General features: G+C 62.1%; 14 protein-coding genes. 4 read left to right on the forward strand and 10 right to left on the reverse strand.

Annotated elements, in window-relative coordinates:
- The 3 genes from AB5Y92_RS17115 to rph all read right to left on the reverse strand — a co-directional run.
- Positions 1-2,073: heavy metal translocating P-type ATPase (locus tag AB5Y92_RS17115; protein ID WP_368227226.1), on the reverse strand; the 2,073-nt coding region annotated here is incomplete at its 3' end.
- A gap of 178 nt (positions 2,074-2,251) precedes the next feature.
- Positions 2,252-2,905: an orotate phosphoribosyltransferase gene (gene pyrE / locus AB5Y92_RS17120; RefSeq protein ID WP_005356114.1), complete on the reverse strand. Its 654-nt coding sequence runs from the start codon at positions 2,903-2,905 to the stop codon at positions 2,252-2,254.
- A 75-nt stretch (positions 2,906-2,980) separates the two neighbouring features.
- Complete coding sequence (gene rph / locus AB5Y92_RS17125; protein ID WP_368227227.1) at positions 2,981-3,697, reverse strand: ribonuclease PH; 717 nt, start codon at positions 3,695-3,697, stop codon at positions 2,981-2,983.
- Positions 3,698-3,843: 146 nt separating this feature from the next.
- Between rph and AB5Y92_RS17130 the strand changes: the two genes are divergently transcribed.
- The gene (locus tag AB5Y92_RS17130; RefSeq protein ID WP_216959886.1) at positions 3,844-4,707 is read left to right on the forward strand and encodes a YicC/YloC family endoribonuclease; all 864 of its coding nucleotides are present in this window, start codon (positions 3,844-3,846) and stop codon (positions 4,705-4,707) included.
- Positions 4,708-4,819: 112 nt separating this feature from the next.
- On the opposite strand, the gene AB5Y92_RS17135 is transcribed toward AB5Y92_RS17130, so the two are convergent.
- Positions 4,820-5,725 carry a LysR substrate-binding domain-containing protein gene (locus tag AB5Y92_RS17135; RefSeq protein ID WP_043851532.1) on the reverse strand — a complete coding sequence of 302 codons (906 nt, stop codon included), beginning with the start codon at positions 5,723-5,725 and terminating at the stop codon, positions 4,820-4,822.
- A gap of 120 nt (positions 5,726-5,845) precedes the next feature.
- On the opposite strand from AB5Y92_RS17135, the gene AB5Y92_RS17140 reads away from it, so the two are divergent.
- Both AB5Y92_RS17140 and fghA read left to right on the forward strand, forming a co-directional pair.
- Positions 5,846-6,973, forward strand: a complete 1,128-nt coding sequence (locus AB5Y92_RS17140; protein WP_368227228.1) for an S-(hydroxymethyl)glutathione dehydrogenase/class III alcohol dehydrogenase — start codon at positions 5,846-5,848, stop codon at positions 6,971-6,973.
- A 48-nt stretch (positions 6,974-7,021) separates the two neighbouring features.
- Positions 7,022-7,858 carry an S-formylglutathione hydrolase gene (gene fghA, locus AB5Y92_RS17145; RefSeq protein WP_236767295.1) on the forward strand — a complete coding sequence of 279 codons (837 nt, stop codon included), beginning with the start codon at positions 7,022-7,024 and terminating at the stop codon, positions 7,856-7,858.
- A gap of 50 nt (positions 7,859-7,908) precedes the next feature.
- Here the strand turns inward: fghA and AB5Y92_RS17150 are convergent, their stop codons facing one another.
- A complete protein-coding gene (locus tag AB5Y92_RS17150; RefSeq protein ID WP_245097157.1) occupies positions 7,909-8,631 on the reverse strand; it encodes a head GIN domain-containing protein in 723 nt (240 codons plus the stop codon).
- A gap of 363 nt (positions 8,632-8,994) precedes the next feature.
- Between AB5Y92_RS17150 and ovoA the strand changes: the two genes are divergently transcribed.
- Positions 8,995-11,145 carry a 5-histidylcysteine sulfoxide synthase gene (gene ovoA, locus AB5Y92_RS17155; RefSeq protein ID WP_368227229.1) on the forward strand — a complete coding sequence of 717 codons (2,151 nt, stop codon included), beginning with the start codon at positions 8,995-8,997 and terminating at the stop codon, positions 11,143-11,145.
- 79 nt (positions 11,146-11,224) lie between these two features.
- On the opposite strand, the gene AB5Y92_RS17160 is transcribed toward ovoA, so the two are convergent.
- The 5 genes from AB5Y92_RS17160 to AB5Y92_RS17180 all read right to left on the reverse strand — a co-directional run.
- Positions 11,225-12,175: a bile acid:sodium symporter family protein gene (locus AB5Y92_RS17160; protein ID WP_368227230.1), complete on the reverse strand. Its 951-nt coding sequence runs from the start codon at positions 12,173-12,175 to the stop codon at positions 11,225-11,227.
- A 293-nt stretch (positions 12,176-12,468) separates the two neighbouring features.
- Positions 12,469-13,914 (reverse strand): amino acid permease, encoded by a 1,446-nt coding sequence (locus tag AB5Y92_RS17165; protein WP_110304604.1) that lies wholly within the window; start codon positions 13,912-13,914, stop codon positions 12,469-12,471.
- A 166-nt stretch (positions 13,915-14,080) separates the two neighbouring features.
- Positions 14,081-14,419, reverse strand: a complete 339-nt coding sequence (locus tag AB5Y92_RS17170; protein ID WP_026080427.1) for a tRNA-binding protein — start codon at positions 14,417-14,419, stop codon at positions 14,081-14,083.
- 76 nt (positions 14,420-14,495) lie between these two features.
- Positions 14,496-15,941, reverse strand: coding sequence for an amino acid permease (locus AB5Y92_RS17175; protein WP_120416240.1), 1,446 nt, complete (start codon positions 15,939-15,941; stop codon positions 14,496-14,498).
- Between the two features lie 102 nt (positions 15,942-16,043).
- Positions 16,044-16,312: YhcH/YjgK/YiaL family protein (locus AB5Y92_RS17180; RefSeq protein WP_368227231.1), on the reverse strand; the 269-nt coding region annotated here is incomplete at its 5' end.

Below are 16,312 nucleotides of genomic sequence, written 5' to 3' on the forward strand. Positions count from 1 at the left end.
CACCCCGTCCCCCACCATAGCCACCAGCCCGCGGGTTTGCGCCCGCAGCGCCCCCACTTTCTCCACCTTGCCCGCTGGCAGCACGGAGTCAAAGGCCCCGTCCAGCCCCAGCTTGGCGGCAATATGGGCCACCGGCGCCGGTGCATCGCCGCTCACCAGCCAGCTGGCGATGCCGCGCTGGCGCAGGGTGGCGATGGCTTCCGGGCTCTCGGGGCGCAGGGTATCGGCCAGTGCGGCGATACCAGCCACCGTGCCGTCGATGGCCACCCAAACCCGGGTCGCGCCATCGGCGGCTTGTTCATCCTGTTGCGGCGGTTCAATGCCGAGCTGGGCCAGCAGGGAGCCATTACCGATGGCGACTGTGTGACCCGCTACCTGACCGACAATACCGGCCCCGACCCGCACTTCCACCGCCTCCGGCTGGGGCAACGCCACTTCTGTGCCGACGGCCTCCCGCATGGCCAGCGCCAGCGGGTGTTCGCTCGCCTGCTGCAGGGCGGCGGCGAGGCGCAGTTGCTCGTCATTGCCGCTCCAGCTGGCTAGCACCGGCTTGCCCTGAGTGAGCGTGCCGGTCTTGTCGAAGATCAGCGCCTTGATGGCGTGGGCCTTCTGCAGGGTATCCACATCCTTGATCAGAATGCCGTGGCGCGCCGCGACGCCGGTACCGGTGACGATGGCCGCCGGGGTCGCCAGCCCCAGCGCACAGGGGCAGGCGATCACCAGCACCGCCACCGCTGCCAGCAGGGCCTGACCGAAGTCGTTGCTGATGGCGTACCACACCAGCAGGGTGAACAGGGCGATGGCCATCACCACCGGCACGAACACGGCGGAAACCTTGTCCACCAGCTGTTGCAGCGGGGCCTTGCCCATCTGGGCGCTCTCCACCAATGCGATGATCTTGCTGAGGCTGGAGTCCTCCCCCACCGTGGTGGCTTCGATCTCCAGCACGCCGGAGCGGTTGATGGCACCGCCCAGCACCTTGTCGCCCTCGCCGCGCGGCACCGGCAGGCTCTCGCCGGTGAGGATCGACTCGTCCAGCTCGCTGGCGCCGCTCACGATTTTGCCGTCCACCGGCACCCGCTCACCCACCAGCACCCGCAGCCGATCGCCGCGCAGCACCTCGTCAATGGCGACGCTCTGCCAGCTCTCGCCACGCCAGACGGTGGCGGTTTCCGGCCGCAGCGCCATCAGTTCGCGAATGGCGGACTGGGTGCTGCGTCTGGCCCGAGCCTCCAGCAGTTTCCCCAACGAAATCAGGGTAATGATGATGGCGCTCGCCTCGAAGTAGAGCTTGCCGCTGGCAGCCATCCCCAGCGTCAACAACAGATAGAGGCTGTAGAAGTAGGCGGCGCTGGTACCGGTGGCCACCAGCACATCCATATTGGCTGCGCGGTTCTTGATGGCGAGCCAGGCGCCGCGATAGAAGCGGGCGCCGATCCAGAACTGCACCGGGGTGGCGAGCAGCAGCTCTAGCCAGGCGGGCAGATGCCAGGGGAACAGTCCGGCCATGGCCAGCATCCCCACCAGCAGCGGCAACGTCAGCAAAGCCGAGACGATGACCCGGGTTTGCGCCTGACGGGCAGTGGCGGCCTCCTGCGCTTCCCGCTCCAGCAACTGCTGGCGGCGGCCGCTGGCCGAGCCTTGTGCCAGCTGGGCGCCAAAGCCGAGCGCCTCGATCTGCTCGCGCAAAGCGGCCGGCGTCTGCATCCCGGGCACCAGCACGATCCGGGCCTGTTCGATGGAGAAGTTGACCTCGGCCGAGATAACGCCGGGCAGCGCGGCCAGCACCTTGTTCAGCCGAGCTGAACAACCGGCACAGGTCATGCCGGTAATTTGAAACAAAAAGGTCTCGCTACCGTAGTCGTAACCCTGACTCTTGATGCTGTCGAGCACCGCAGGCAGACGGTCGGGGCTGGCCAACTCGATGGCCGCCAGCTCCAGCGCGAAGTTGACGGTGGCCGATACCCCGTCGAGTTTGTTGAGGCTGGTCGCGATGCGGCCTGCGCAGTTGGCGCAGCTCATGCCGCTGAGCGGCAACTGCAGATGAATGGGTGATTGAAGATGAGTGGTCATGTTGTTCCTCCCCGGAACCCGTCGACACCACAAAACGCCGACAGGCAAACCCTAACCTTTACTGTAAGGGTAAGCTCAAGCCACATGATCCACTTTTTGCAGATGAAAAAACGGCGCCCGTTTGCTGCCAGAGAACAAACGGGCGCCGCATTCAGCTATTGCGCGGTGTGAGCGGAACTCAGATACCGTACTGGGCGCGGTAAGCCTTCATGGCCGCCAGTTGCGCCGCCAGCTCCGGCTGCTCGGCCTGCTTCTCTTCAAGATAGGCGATGAGATCGCTCATCTGGATGATGGCGATGATGTGGGCGCCGTAGTCACGCTCCACCTCCTGAATGGCGGAGAGCTCGCCCTTGCCCTTCTCCTGACGATCCAGCGCGATCAGCACGCCCGCCAGCGAGGCGCCGTTGGCCTGGATCAGATCCATGGATTCGCGGATGGCGGTGCCGGCGGTGATGACGTCGTCCACCAGCATGATGCGCCCCTTGAGCGGGCTGCCCACCAGATTGCCACCCTCGCCGTGATCCTTGGCCTCCTTGCGATTGAAGCACCAGGGCACGTCCACATCGTGCTGCTCCACCAGCTGCACGGCGGTGGCGGAGGCGATGGGGATCCCCTTGTAGGCCGGGCCAAACAGCACATCGAACTCGATGCCGGCATCCATCAACGCGGCGGCATAGAAGCGGCCGAGACGGGCCAGATCGCGGCCGCTGTTGAACAGACCGGCGTTGAAGAAGTAGGGGCTTTTACGACCGGATTTCAGGGTAAATTCACCGAATTTGAGGACCTGTTTCTCCAGGGCGAACTCGATAAATTGACGCTGGTAGGCTTTCATTCTGGCTCCTTGCTTGGCTTGTCGTTGTCTTGTGTGGGGGTATAAAAAAACGCGGTCAATGCCGCGTTTTTAAAATCAGGAGAGCGACTGCTTCTGCAGCGCAATGATGTCGGCGATGCCGCCCTTGGCGAGCGCCAGCATCTCCAGCAGCTCTTCGTGGGTGAAGGGCTCGGCCTCCGCGGTGCCCTGCACCTCGATGATGCGACCATCTTCGGTCATCACCACGTTCATGTCGGTCTCGGCGGCAGAGTCTTCGATATACTCCAGATCGCAGATGGCTTCGCCCTGATACATGCCGACGGAGACGGCGGCGATCATCTGCTTGAGCGGGCTCTGCTTGATCATGCCCCTCTCGACCATCCAGTTCAGCGCATCCACCAGCGCCACGCAGGCACCGGTAATGGAAGCAGTGCGGGTGCCGCCATCGGCTTGCAGCACGTCACAGTCAACTGTGATGGAGTGCTCGCCCAGCGCAGTCAGATCTACCGCGGCGCGCAGGGAGCGGGCGATCAGACGGGAGATCTCCAGAGTACGGCCACTCTGCTTGCCGGAGGCCGCTTCGCGGTTCATCCGGGAGTGGGTGGAGCGCGGCAGCATGCCGTACTCAGCAGTCACCCAGCCCTGGTTCTTCCCTTTCAGGAAGCGCGGCACGCTGGTGTCGACGCTGGCGGTGCAGAGCACGCGAGTGTTACCGAACTCCACCAGCACGGACCCTTCAGCATGCTTGGTGAAGTGGCGGGTAATGGTGACCGGACGAAGCTGCGCGGCAGTGCGATCGCTTGGACGTGACATGGGACGGACCTCTGGGCTGGCTGAATTGGCGCAGGAGTATAAGCCATCGCGGCCCAAATATCAGCCGCTAAAACCAACACTTCGGCTGACGCATCGGCCCCCGCTGGGTATAATCCCGCCACACTTCATCAAGCCCGGAACAATCAATGATTCACAGCATGACCGCCTACGCCCGCAAGGAACTCAAGGGCGACTGGGGCACAGCCGTTTGGGAAATTCGTTCGGTAAACCAGCGCTATCTGGAAACCTACATTCGCCTGCCGGAGCAACTGCGCAGCCTGGAACCGGTTCTGCGTGAGCGTTTCCGCGCCAAGCTGCAGCGCGGCAAGGTGGAGTGCAACCTGCGTTTCGAAGCCGCTCAGGCCGCTGCCAGCCAGCTGCACATTAATGAAGAGCTGGCCAAGCTGATCATCGACAGCGCCAACTGGGTAATGAAAGAGGCGGGCCAGGGCCAGCTCAACCCGGTCGACGTGCTGCGCTGGCCGGGTGTCATGGCTGCCGCCGAACAGGACATGGACGCGGTTGCCACCGAGCTGCTCGGCGGTTTTGACCAGACCATGGAAGATTTCCTCGCCTCCCGCGCCAGCGAAGGGGCCAACCTCAAGGCGCTGATCGAACAGCGTCTGGCCGGTATTCAGGTGGAAGTGAAGAAGGTGCGCGAACACCTGCCACAGATCATCGAATGGCAGCGCCAGAAGCTCACCGATCGTCTGGCCGAAGCCAAGGTCGAGCTGGATCCGGCCCGCATCGAGCAGGAGATCGTGCTGCTGGCCCAGAAGATCGACGTGGCCGAAGAGCTGGATCGTCTGGAGATGCACATCAGCGAAACCAACAAGATCATGAAAAAGGGTGGCGCCTGCGGCCGTCGTCTCGACTTTATGATGCAGGAGTTCAACCGCGAGTCGAACACGCTTGGCTCCAAGTCCATCAACGCCGAAGTGACCCAGTCCGCCGTCGAGCTGAAAGTCCTGATCGAGCAGATGCGCGAGCAGATCCAAAACATCGAATGATGGGTCGCTGACTATCCGGTTGTTGCCTGCAAAAGAGCCCTTGATTCCTCAAGGGCTCTTTTATTTTCTGGCCATGAGATTTCCACCAGTGAGCCAACGAGCGAGAGACGCCCTAGCCTATAGGCATCACCAGTGCCGGTTGGTGCGGGTCGCTCAGCCGCTCGGCGAGGTAGTCCACCAGCATCCGCACCTTGGGGGAGAGGTGGCGGTTATGGGGATAGAGGGCCCAGATCCCCTCCGCCGGGGCCCGCAGTTCGGGCAGCAGCTCGATCAATTCGCCTCGGGCCAGATGGTCGCTCACGTAGTAGTCCGGCAGCTGGATGATGCCGATTCCCTTGAGCGCCGCATCCAGCAGGGCGTGGCCGCTGTTGCACTGCAGCAGGCCGCGCACCCGCACGCTGTGGGGGCGGCCATCCAGAGTGAAGTGCCACTCGTCGCTGTTGCCCACCAGACAGGTGTGGCGGGTCAGCTCGGAGAGGCTGTTGGGCATGCCGTGGCGAGCGGTGTAGGCCGGTGAGGCGCAGACATAGGGCACCCGCTGCGCCAGCTTGCGTGCCACCAGCGTCGAATCCTTGAGGTGGCCAAGCCGCAGCGCCAGATCGTAGCCTTCGTGCACCAGGTCCAGCAGCTGGTTGGTGAGGTTGAGGGTCACCTCCAGCTGGGGGAAACGCACCATGAAGTCGTTTACCAGCGGGGCGATGCGGCTCTCGCCGTAGGAGACGGGTGCCGTGATGCGCAGCGACCCTTGCGGTACCGCCTGATGGCGCCCCACCGCCAGCTCCGCCTCGTAGAGGTTGTCCAGCAGCTGACGACAGTGGCGATAGTAAATCTCGCCAAGTTCGGTGAGCCGCACCTGACGGGTGGTGCGCAGCAGCAGCTTGGCCTGCAGCCGATCTTCCAGCTGTGCCACCTGACGGCTGACCTGCGCCACCGACACTCCCAGCTTGCGCGCCGCCGGGGTAAAGCCCCCCTGCTCCGCCACGCTGACAAATTCACAGATCCCTTCCCAGCCGAACATTATTACCTGTGTGTAAAAGTGATTTGAGATTTGCCCTCATTATCACCAAATCGGCGGGAAACTACACTGGATGTCCGAACTCATCTCTGTTCACCCTGCTCAACAAGAAGGATGTCATTCATGGCACAGGTTCAAAGCATCAAGTGTAAAGCCGCCATCGCCTGGGGCCCGGGTCAGCCCCTCTCCATCGAAGAGGTCGAGGTCATGCCGCCGCAAGCGGGCGAGGTGCGGGTGCGTATCGTCGCGACCGGCGTCTGCCACACCGATGCCTTCACCCTCTCCGGTGAGGATCCGGAAGGGGTCTTCCCCTGCATTCTCGGCCACGAGGGGGGCGGCATCGTCGAATCCGTCGGCGAAGGGGTCACCACCGTCAAAGTGGGGGATCACGTGATCCCGCTCTACACCCCCGAGTGCGGCGAGTGCAAATTCTGCAAATCCGGCAAGACCAACCTCTGCCAGAAGATCCGCACCACCCAGGGCAAGGGGCTGATGCCGGACGGCACCACCCGCTTCTCGAAAGATGGCCAGCCCATCTATCACTACATGGGCACCTCCACCTTCAGCGAATACACGGTACTGCCGGAGATCTCCATCGCCAAGGTGGACCCGGCCGCCCCGCTGGAAGAGGTCTGCCTGCTCGGCTGCGGCGTCACCACCGGCATCGGCGCCGTGATGAACACCGCCAAGGTGAAAGAGGGTGAGAGCGTCGCCATCTTCGGGCTGGGTGGCATCGGCCTCTCGGCGGTGATCGGTGCCCGTCTGGCCAAGGCCGGTCGCATCATCGCCATCGACATCAACGAGAGCAAGTTCGAGCTGGCCCGCAAGCTGGGTGCCACCGACTGCATCAACCCGAACGACTACGACAAACCGATTCAGGAGGTGATCGTCGAGCTGACCGACGGCGGCGTCGACTTCTCCTTCGAGTGCATCGGCAACGTCAAGGTGATGCGTGCGGCGCTGGAGTGCTGCCACAAGGGTTGGGGCGAGTCGGTCATCATCGGCGTGGCCGGAGCGGGTCAGGAGATCAGTACCCGTCCGTTCCAGCTGGTGACCGGTCGGGTCTGGCGCGGCAGCGCCTTCGGCGGGGTACGCGGTCGCAGCGAACTGCCGAGCTATGTGCAGCGCTACATGCAGGGCGAGTTCCGCCTCGATGACTTCATCACCCACACCATGCCGCTTGAGCAGATCAACGAGGCATTCGATCTGATGCACCAAGGCAAGAGCATCCGCACCGTCATCCACTACTGAGCATGATCGCCCCGCCCGCTATCGTGGGCGGGGTGCAGGAGTCCTTCGATGAATCTGGAGATTATCAGCAGCAACAAGAGCTTCGGCGGCTGGCACAAGCGCTATCGCCACCACGCCAGCGTGCTCGGCTGTGAGATGAATTTTGCCATCTATCTGCCGCCTCAGGCCCTCACCGGCCAGAAGGTGCCCGTGCTCTACTGGCTCAGCGGCCTCACCTGCACCGATGAAAACTTCATGCAGAAGGCGGGCGCCCAGCGCATTGCCGCCGAGCTCGGCATCGCCCTGGTGGCGCCGGACACCAGCCCCCGCGGCGACGGCGTAGCCGACGATCCCGGTTATGACCTCGGCATGGGAGCAGGCTTTTACGTCAATGCCAGCCAGAGCCCCTGGCAGGCGCACTACCAGATGTATGACTACGTCACCCGCGAGCTGCCTGACTTGATCGAGACCCACTTCCCGGTCTCGACCCGACGCGCCATCAGTGGCCACTCCATGGGCGGTCACGGAGCGCTGATCGCCGCGTTGCGAGAACCCAGTCGCTATCGCTCGGTGTCGGCGTTCAGCCCCATCTGCCACCCGAGCCGCTGCCCCTGGGGCCAGAAGGCGCTTGGCGCCTATCTCGGCAGCAATCCTCTGCTGTGGCAGGAGTGGGATGCCTGCCAGCTGCTGCGCCACCAGCCGGTCACACCGCTGCCCACACTGGTGGATGTGGGGCTGGATGATCCCTTCCTCGCCGAGCAGCTGCATATCGATGCGCTGGCCGAGGTAGCCGCCAGCAAGGGGTGGCCGCTGGAGCTCAACCGCCACGAGGGCTATGACCACAGCTACTACTTCGTGGCGAGCTTCATCGAGGCGCATCTGCGCTTTCACGCCCGCCACCTCTGATCAACACAGGCCCGTTGCGGGCCTGTTCCAGTTGTGGTGATCGGTTGATATCAACTGCCCGCTCGGGTCACTCCGCCGGAGCCTGCGATCTGCTGCTCCACCTTGGGATCGCCCCAGTAGGCGATGTTGCCTGAGCCGGCGATGCCGACTTTCAGCGTCTCCTGCGCCCGCACAGCCACATCACCGCTGCCGGCGATATTGACCTCTACCTCGTTGCCGCGCATCTCGCTCCCGAGCACGTCGCCAGATCCGGCAATGTTCAACTCGATGGCCTGTGCCGAACCGCTGCCCAGCTCCAGACTGCCGGTGCCAGCGATATTCCCTTCCAGCCGTTTCAGCTCCAGCTGACTGGCGACGATGTCACCGGTACCGGCCACCGACAGCACCAGCTCATCGCCCTTGAAGCCACTCAGATCGCCGTTGCCGGTCCCGGCCAATGCCAGTTCGTTCAACACCGGCAAGGTGATGGTCAGCTCCAGCGGCTCGGTAGGATCGAGCCGGTAACCCTCCTTCACCTCGATCTCCAGCTTGTCGCCGCTCTCGGTCAGCTCCAGATAGGGCAGCAGGTTCTCCTGCCCCTTGATCAGGATGCCGCGCGGCTCCCCCGCTACCAGATGGAGGGTGGCAGGCACCCCCGCCAGCACCCGGGTCACCCCGTCACCAAGCGCCTGCTGGCGCTCGACCACAGCTCCCGTTCCGGTCACTCTGGTCTGATCCAGCCAGTGACAACCACTGAGCCCAGCCATCAACATGACAACCATCATCCATTTCATCGCTACTCTCCTCTTTATGTGTTGGCCATCCAGGGCCAATTGGTTTTCATGCTTTGCAAAGCGTGAGCCAAAAATTAACTTAATGATTCAAAAGGAAATAACCATTAAACCCAGAACAAACCGAAGAATTCAGAGAGCCATTTAGACCATATTTTGGTGAAAATAACCATTCTCGAACGGATATGATTGTGGCTGATTGGCGGGTCGTTCTACCGGTCACTATGCTGACAGCCCGTGGAAGTTTTTAATTGCCCTGTCGGTCTGTTGAGCCAATAGTGGTACTTCGTGCGTACCAAGCTCTCCATTGCGGTAATGTCATTACCACTGTCTTGTCAGTCTTCATTGCCAACAAGGAGTCAGAGCGTGACCCAAGCAAGCCCTCTCTATGCCACTACCACCGGTCTGCCGGAGCCGACTCGCACCCCGTTGCTGACCGGCAGCGATCCCGAGCAGAAACGGCGCGAGCTGCTCGCCTACTTCTGCCAGACCTTCGATCTCTACGACTCGCTGTTCGACTGTCTGGCCGATGAGCGGGCCTGGTTCAACAAGGCGATCCCGCTGCGCCACCCACTCATCTTCTACTACGGCCACACCGCCGCCTTCTTCATCAATAAACTGCTGGCGGCGCGCCTTATCGACCAGCGGCTGGATGCCCGCATCGAGGCCATGGTCGCCATCGGGGTGGACGAGATGAGCTGGGATGATCTGGACGAGACCCACTACGACTGGCCCAAAGTCAGCGAGCTACGCAGCTATCGGGCCAAAGTCCGTTCGCTGGTGTGCGATTATATTCGCCAGATGCCGCTCACCCTGCCCATCGACTGGCAGAGCCCGGCCTGGGTGATCCTGATGGGGATAGAGCACGAGCGCATCCACCTCGAGACCTCCAGCGTGCTGATCCGCCAGTTGCCACTCGCCTGGGTGCGGCCGCAACCTTATTGGCCCGCCTGTACCGAAACCCGCCACCGCATTGATCAGGTGCCCGCCAACAGTCTGCTGCCGATGGCAGGCGGCAAGGTGCGCCTTGGCAAGCAGGACGCCACCTACGGCTGGGACAACGAATATGGCGAGCGCCATATCGAACTGGCCCCGTTTCAGGCCAGCCGCATGCTGGTGAGCAATGCCGAGTACCTCGCCTTCGTTCAGGCGGGCGGCTATGGCCAGCAACAGTGGTGGGATGAGGAGGGGTGGGGCTGGTGCCAGTACGCCAAGGCACAGATGCCCACCTTCTGGGTGGGCGACCCCGCCGAACCCGGGCAGTTGCAACTGCGGCTGATGACCGAGCAGGTCGCCATGCCATGGGACTGGCCAGTCGAGGTGAATCAGCTGGAGGCGGCCGCCTTCTGCCGCTGGCAGGCAGCTCGCACCGGTCTGCCAATCCAGCTGCCGAGCGAGGCGGAATGGATGCTGCTGCGCGAGCAGCTTCCCGGCGATCAGCCGGACTGGGCGGAGGCCCCCGGCAATATCAATCTGACCCGTTTCGCCTCCTCCTGCCCGGTGGATGCCTGCCCGCAAGGGGAGTTCTTCGATCTGGTGGGCAATGTCTGGCAGTGGACCAGCACCGCCATCGATGGCTTCGACGGCTTTAAAATCCACCCGCTCTACGACGACTTCTCCACCCCCACCTTTGATGGCAAGCACACCCTGATCAAGGGCGGCAGCTGGATCAGCACGGGTAACGAAGCGCTCAAATCATCCCGTTACGCCTTCCGGCGTCATTTCTTCCAGCATGCGGGTTTCCGCTATCTGGTCTCCCGTTATCAGGAACCCGTTATCGTGAATCCCTATGAAACCGACACGCTGGTCGCTCAGTACCTCGACTTCCAGTACGGCCCGAGCCACTTCGGGGTAGCCAACTACGCCAAGACGCTTGCTGATCTTGCAGGCGAGCTGTGCAGCAACCACCAGCGGGCGCTGGATATCGGCTGCGCCACCGGCCGCGCCAGCTTCGAACTGGCCCGCCACTTCCAGCATGTGGACGGGGTCGACTACTCGGCCCGCTTCATCGATGTGGCGCTGGCCCTCGCCAGCCAGGACAGTTTCCGCTACGCCATTCCGCTGGAGGGTGAACTGGTGGAGTATTGCGAGGCGCGCCTGTCGAGCCACGGGCTGGGGGCGAGTCAGGCTGAGCGCATCCACTTCAGTCAGGGGGATGCCTGCAACCTCAAACCCAAATATGACCACTACGATCTGGTGCTCGCCTCCAATCTGATCGACCGGCTGCGGGAGCCCGTCCGCTTCCTGCGGGACATAGCTCCCCGACTGCGCAGCGGTGGCCTGCTGGTGCTCACCAGCCCCTATACCTGGCTGGCGGAATATACCCCGCCCGCCAACTGGCTCGGCGGCATTCGCGAAAACGGCGAGGCGCTTACCACCTATCAGGCGCTGCAACGGCTGCTGGCGGCGGAGTTCGAGGAGCACTGCCCGCCCCGGGATGTGCCTTTCGTCATCCGCGAGACCGCCCGCAAATACCAGCACACGGTGGCGCAGCTCACCGTCTGGCGCAAACGCTAGCACGCCGGTCGGCATGCAGATGAGAAGAGGGAGGCCAACGGGCCTCCCTCTTGTTATGACAGCAAAAACGACGCGAGTATCAATCTCCCTGCTCGTGATAGCGGCGCGCCAGCACGGCACAGACCATCAGCTGGATCTGGTGGAAGATCATCAGCGGCAGCACCATGACGCCGACGCTGGCGGCGGGGAACATGATGTTGGCCATCGGCACCCCGTTGGCGAGACTCTTCTTGGAGCCGCAAAAGACGATGGTGATCTCGTCTGCCTTGTCGAACCCGAGGCGACGGCTGATCCAGACGTTCCAGCAGAGCACCAGCGCCAGCAAGACGCAGCTCAGCAACACGATACTGGCCAGATCATACCAACCTACCTGATGCCAAATCCCCTGCACCACCGCCTCGCTGAAGGCGACGTAGACCACCAGCAGGATGGAGCTCTGATCCAGCTTGCCGATGAGCGGGCGATGGCTATCGACCCAGCGACCGATGAGCGGGCGCGACAGGTGGCCGACCACAAACGGCAGCATCAGCTGCATCATGATGGACTGGATGGAGTGCCAGGTGTCGATCCCCTCCCCCTGCACGTGGATCATCATCCCCACCAGCACCGGCGAGAGGAAGATGCCGAGGATGCTGGAGGCCGAGGCGCTGCACACCGCCGCCGACACATTGCCCCCTGCCATCGAGGTAAAGGCGATGGCCGACTGCACGGTGGCCGGCAGGGCGCAGAGATAGAGGAAGCCGAGGTAGATGGCCGGGCTCAGCCAGCTCGGTACCAGCGGGGTGAGCAGCAGCCCCAGCAGCGGAAACAATACGAAGGTGCTGAGCATCACCACCAGATGGAGCCGCCAGTGGCCGAGGCCTGCCAGCAGGTTCTGGCGCGACAGCTTGGCGCCATGCATGAAGAACAAGAGCGCCACCGCCAGCTTGGTCAGCAAACCGAACCAGACAGCCACCTGCCCCTCGCAGGGAAAGAGGGAGGCCAGGGTGACCACCGCAATCAGCACAACAGTAAAGGGATCCAGACGCACGAAAGGTCTCCATCAGAAGGGCATCCTGCTGCCATGGCGACAGTCAGGATTGGGGAGGACAAGAAACAGAGCGGGAGATGTCTGGCACCTCCCGCTAAAACGAACCTCCAGCTTACCCCGATAACGGAGAGGCGCAACGTTGTGCAGCGGTTAATTGTTCATCAATGCTTAACGCCTTTGCTTTGTCGCATAGCGGAAGTTGCTGACCCGCGGCCAGATAGCGCCAAACCGGGGCTAAATGGATAAAAAAACGGGCGACCAAGGCCGCCCGTTCCGCTTTTTCCCCCAGCCGATCAGCGCTGGCTGACCAGCTTGCCGTTGCCGCTTTTCTTCTCATTGCTGGCGAGCTTGCGGGCCTGCCGCTTCTCGAAACGGGAGATCCACCAGTAGGCCAGCGCCGAGAAGACCGCGGTCATAAAGACGTTGATGAAGAAGGCGCGCACCAGATCCACCCCGGCCGGGAAGGCGGAGGCGCTCATGCTCACCACGAAGATGGCGATCAGCACCGATACCACGCCCATCCCGAACTTGCGCGACCCCATGCGGAAGTCGCGGGGGGTGTCGTCATGTTTCCAGCGGAACACGAAGTAGGCCACCATGATGAAGATCGGCGGCAGCATGGCGGTGCCGGCGGTGAGGTTGATGGCGGTGTTCATCATCTGCTGCACCGACTCGGAGCCGAAGCCGTTGACCACCAGCATCGCGAACACGAAGACAAACTGCCACCAGGCGGCGCGCACCGGCACACCGTGCTCGTTGAGCTGGGTGGTCTTCTCGCCGTAAACCCCCTGCGGGATCTCGGAGAAGTGGATCTTCACCGGCGCCGAGGTCCACATCATCATGGAGCCGAACATGGCGATGAACAGCACCACGCCGACGAAGCGGCCCACCAGTGCCTCGGAGAGCCCGAAGTACTGGGCCATGCCGGTGAAGATCTCCACCATGCCGCCAGCATAGGTGAGGCTCTCGCGCGGCACGAACACGTTCACCAACAGGGAACCGACCGCATACATGGCACCGATGACGATACCGGCACTGATGATCACCTTGATAAAGGACTTCTGACCCCCCTTCACGTCATTGAGGTAGGCCGCTGCCGTTTCGGCACCGCCCGCCGCCTGGAAGATCCAGCACATGATGCCGAGCGTCGCCCAGTTGACGGTAGGGGTCATCGCCTCCAGCGTGATGGGCTGGGCCGGCACATGATCGCCACTCAGGGCCATGAGGGCGCCCAGCACATAGATGGCGAACAGGGCAAACACACCGTAGGCCACGATCTCGGCAATCTTGCCGAGCCAGCTAGCTCCCTTGGTGGAGATATGGGTCGCCGCCGCAAACAGCACGATGGAGATGATCGAAGTGACCATGGGCGAGAAGCTGTACTCATAGCCCAGCATGGCGTAGGAGGCGTAGGCGATGACGTTGGGCAGCAGGGAGACGAACCAGAACAGGTTCACGAACCAGTAGAGAAACGAGCCCAGATAGGCCATCCGGGTGCCGAGCGGTTTTTTCAGCCAGTCGTACATCCCCGACTCGGAGTTTTTGTTGGCCGAAACGAACTCGGCGATGATGAAGACGAACGGAATGAAGTAGACGATGGTCGCCAGCAGGAAGATGGGGGCGGAGCTGAGCCCCAGCTCGATGTTGTTGTTGACGATGTTGCGCACATTGAACACGGCGGCAAAGGTCATCGACAACAAGGCAAACTTGCCTATGGTGCCGCGTACGGATTCAGACATGGTGTCCTCCAGTGGACTCGCGCTCCCTGCGGGTAACGCTGTGACTCTGTGATGTGTTCGGCAAGGGTCTGTCGGCCCCGCGCTTTACTCTCTTGTTATGATCGGGCCGCGTGGACGGCCTCGTTGCTGAACCGGTGCCGTCTCCCGCACCGGCTCGCAATACCATTCAGACGATCGGAGTGCCCGGCGCCATCGGCACCCGCGGCTGCAACAGCACGCTCTGGCTCTCGTCCGGGGTCTCGGCGCAGAGCAACATGCACTCGGAACGCTCACCGCGCATCCTGGTGGGCTTGAGGTTGGTCAGCACCACCACCTCGCTGCCCATCAGCTCCTCTTCGCTGTAGTAAGGCACCAGACTGGTGACGGTCTGCAGCGGCCGCTCGCCACCCACGTCGATCTGGACGATGTAGAGTTTGTCGGCCCCGGGGTGACGCACCACCTCCAGCACCTTGCCCACCTTCATCTCGACCCGCTTGAATTCGGCAAACTCGATCGTCTCGCTCATTCTCTTTTCCTTTTCTGGTTCAACGGTTTGCGGGTGGCCAACGGCCACCCGGTTTGATTGGGATTCAATGCCGTGCCTATGGCGTCTGCATGGCAACCTGTGCTGTCGGCTGGGCCTCTTTGGCACGCGCTTCGGCGCTGAGGGAGGCCTCGTATCTGTTGTATTTCCACCAGGCGAAGCCGAGGAAGATCACGATCCCGCCGACGTTGTAGAAGATGATGGTCATGATGTCGGCGCCGGTCGGGAAGGTGGAGGCGAGGAAGCCCACCGAGAAGATGGCGATCAGCACCGAGACCACGGCGATGCCGGTAGTGCGCGAACCCATCTTGAACTCACGCGGCAGGTGATCGAGCTTCCGGCGCAGATTGAGGTAGGCCAGCATGATGAACAGCGGCGGCAGCATGGAGGCGGCAGCGGTCATGTTGATAACGGTGTTCATCAGATCCTGCGCTGTGTTGGAGCCCAGGGTCGGGATCACCATCAGCGGCAGCACGATGAGGTACTGGATCCAGGCTGCGCGGGCGGGCACGCCGTTCTCGTTGAGCTCGACCGTCTTCTTGCCGAAGATGCCGGCCGGGATCTCGGAGAAGAAAATCTTCACCGGGGTCGCGGTCCACATCAGCAGGGAGCCGAACATGGCGGTGAAGGAGACCAGCCCGACGAAGCGGTTCATCAGGATCTCCGGCAAGCCGAAGTAAGCCGCCAACCCCTCGAACACCTGCACCGAGCCGCCGGTATATTTCAGGGTGTCGCTGTGGACGAACACGTTGATCAACAGCGATGCAATGGAGTAGAGCACGCCGATAAAGATCCCGGCGACGATGATCACCTTCACGAAGGATTTGGAGCCGCCTTTCACGTCATTGACGTAGACCGCCACCGACTCGGCGCCACCGGCTGCCATAAAGATCCAGGTCGTAATACCCAGGAAGGCCCAGCTGAAATCGGGGATCATGGCCTCTACCGTGATGGGGTCGGCCGGTTGCACGCCGCCCACCAGTGCCGCACCCGCCAGCAGTATGTAGGAGAGGGTCAGCAGCAGCATCAGGGACGAGGTCACCGAGGTGATGGGACCGAGCATCTTGGCACCGTTGGTAGAGACGTAGGTAGCAAAGGCAAACAGCACCATGCTCAATGCCGTGGTCGCCACCGGAGTGAGAATGTACTCGTAGCCGAGAAAGGCATAGGAGGCGTAGGCGATAACCCGCGGCAGCAGCGAGGTGAAGAAGAAGAGGTTCACGAACCAGTAGGTGTAGGCGGAGATAAAGGCCCAGCGACCGCCGAGGGAGCTCTTCACCCAGGCATAAACACCCGCTTCGGAGTTCTTATTCAGTGACACAAATTCCGCAATGATCAGGCAAAACGGAATGAAGTAGAAAATGGTGGCCAGAAAGAACATCGGGGCCGAGGCCAGACCGATTTCGATGTTGTTGTTGATGACGTTGTTGAAGCTGAATACCGCCGCGAAGGTGAGCGACAGCAGACCAAACTTGCCTATCGTATTCCGTTTGGAATCAGACATGGTGCATCTCCAGACCTGTAGTTATCTAGCGAAAGGACGGGGCATGGGTTGTAGGGTGAGCCCCGCCCTTCCGGCTTTTATCAGTGCAGAACCGGCGGCTTGTTATTTGTTCTTGAAGTAGCCGCCTTCGACGGTGACCTTGATGATCAGCTTGCGCACCGGCGCATCGCCGACGAAGCGGTAAGCCTCGTCGTTCTCGAAGATCACCACCTGACCATTGCCGACTTTCTGGCGCTCACGCACCTCGCCTGCCAGCCACTCGCGGTCGGTGGTGTCGTCATAGGCCTGCTCGACCGCCAGCTCGCTCTTGGCAGCCCACTCCACCGTCTCTGCCCCTTCCAGGTAGTAGTGAACGTCGAAGTAACGGCGCT

The organism is Aeromonas sp. R1-1 (assembly GCF_040908495.1).
In the GTDB taxonomy this organism is placed as follows: Bacteria; Pseudomonadota; Gammaproteobacteria; order Enterobacterales; family Aeromonadaceae; genus Aeromonas; species Aeromonas veronii.

Excerpts from the sequence above, each read along its gene's own strand:
- pyrE (WP_005356114.1), bottom strand. The coding sequence starts at position 2,905 with ATGAAAGCCTACCAGCGTCAATTTATCGAGTTCGCCCTGGAGAAACAG.
- rph (WP_368227227.1), bottom strand. The coding sequence starts at position 3,697 with ATGTCACGTCCAAGCGATCGCACTGCCGCGCAGCTTCGTCCGGTCACC.
- AB5Y92_RS17130 (WP_216959886.1), top strand. The coding sequence starts at position 3,844 with ATGATTCACAGCATGACCGCCTACGCCCGCAAGGAACTCAAGGGCGAC.
- AB5Y92_RS17135 (WP_043851532.1), bottom strand. The coding sequence starts at position 5,725 with ATGTTCGGCTGGGAAGGGATCTGTGAATTTGTCAGCGTGGCGGAGCAG.
- AB5Y92_RS17140 (WP_368227228.1), top strand. The coding sequence starts at position 5,846 with ATGGCACAGGTTCAAAGCATCAAGTGTAAAGCCGCCATCGCCTGGGGC.
- fghA (WP_236767295.1), top strand. The coding sequence starts at position 7,022 with ATGAATCTGGAGATTATCAGCAGCAACAAGAGCTTCGGCGGCTGGCAC.
- AB5Y92_RS17150 (WP_245097157.1), bottom strand. The coding sequence starts at position 8,631 with ATGAAATGGATGATGGTTGTCATGTTGATGGCTGGGCTCAGTGGTTGT.
- AB5Y92_RS17165 (WP_110304604.1), bottom strand. The coding sequence starts at position 13,914 with ATGTCTGAATCCGTACGCGGCACCATAGGCAAGTTTGCCTTGTTGTCG.
- AB5Y92_RS17170 (WP_026080427.1), bottom strand. The coding sequence starts at position 14,419 with ATGAGCGAGACGATCGAGTTTGCCGAATTCAAGCGGGTCGAGATGAAG.
- AB5Y92_RS17175 (WP_120416240.1), bottom strand. The coding sequence starts at position 15,941 with ATGTCTGATTCCAAACGGAATACGATAGGCAAGTTTGGTCTGCTGTCG.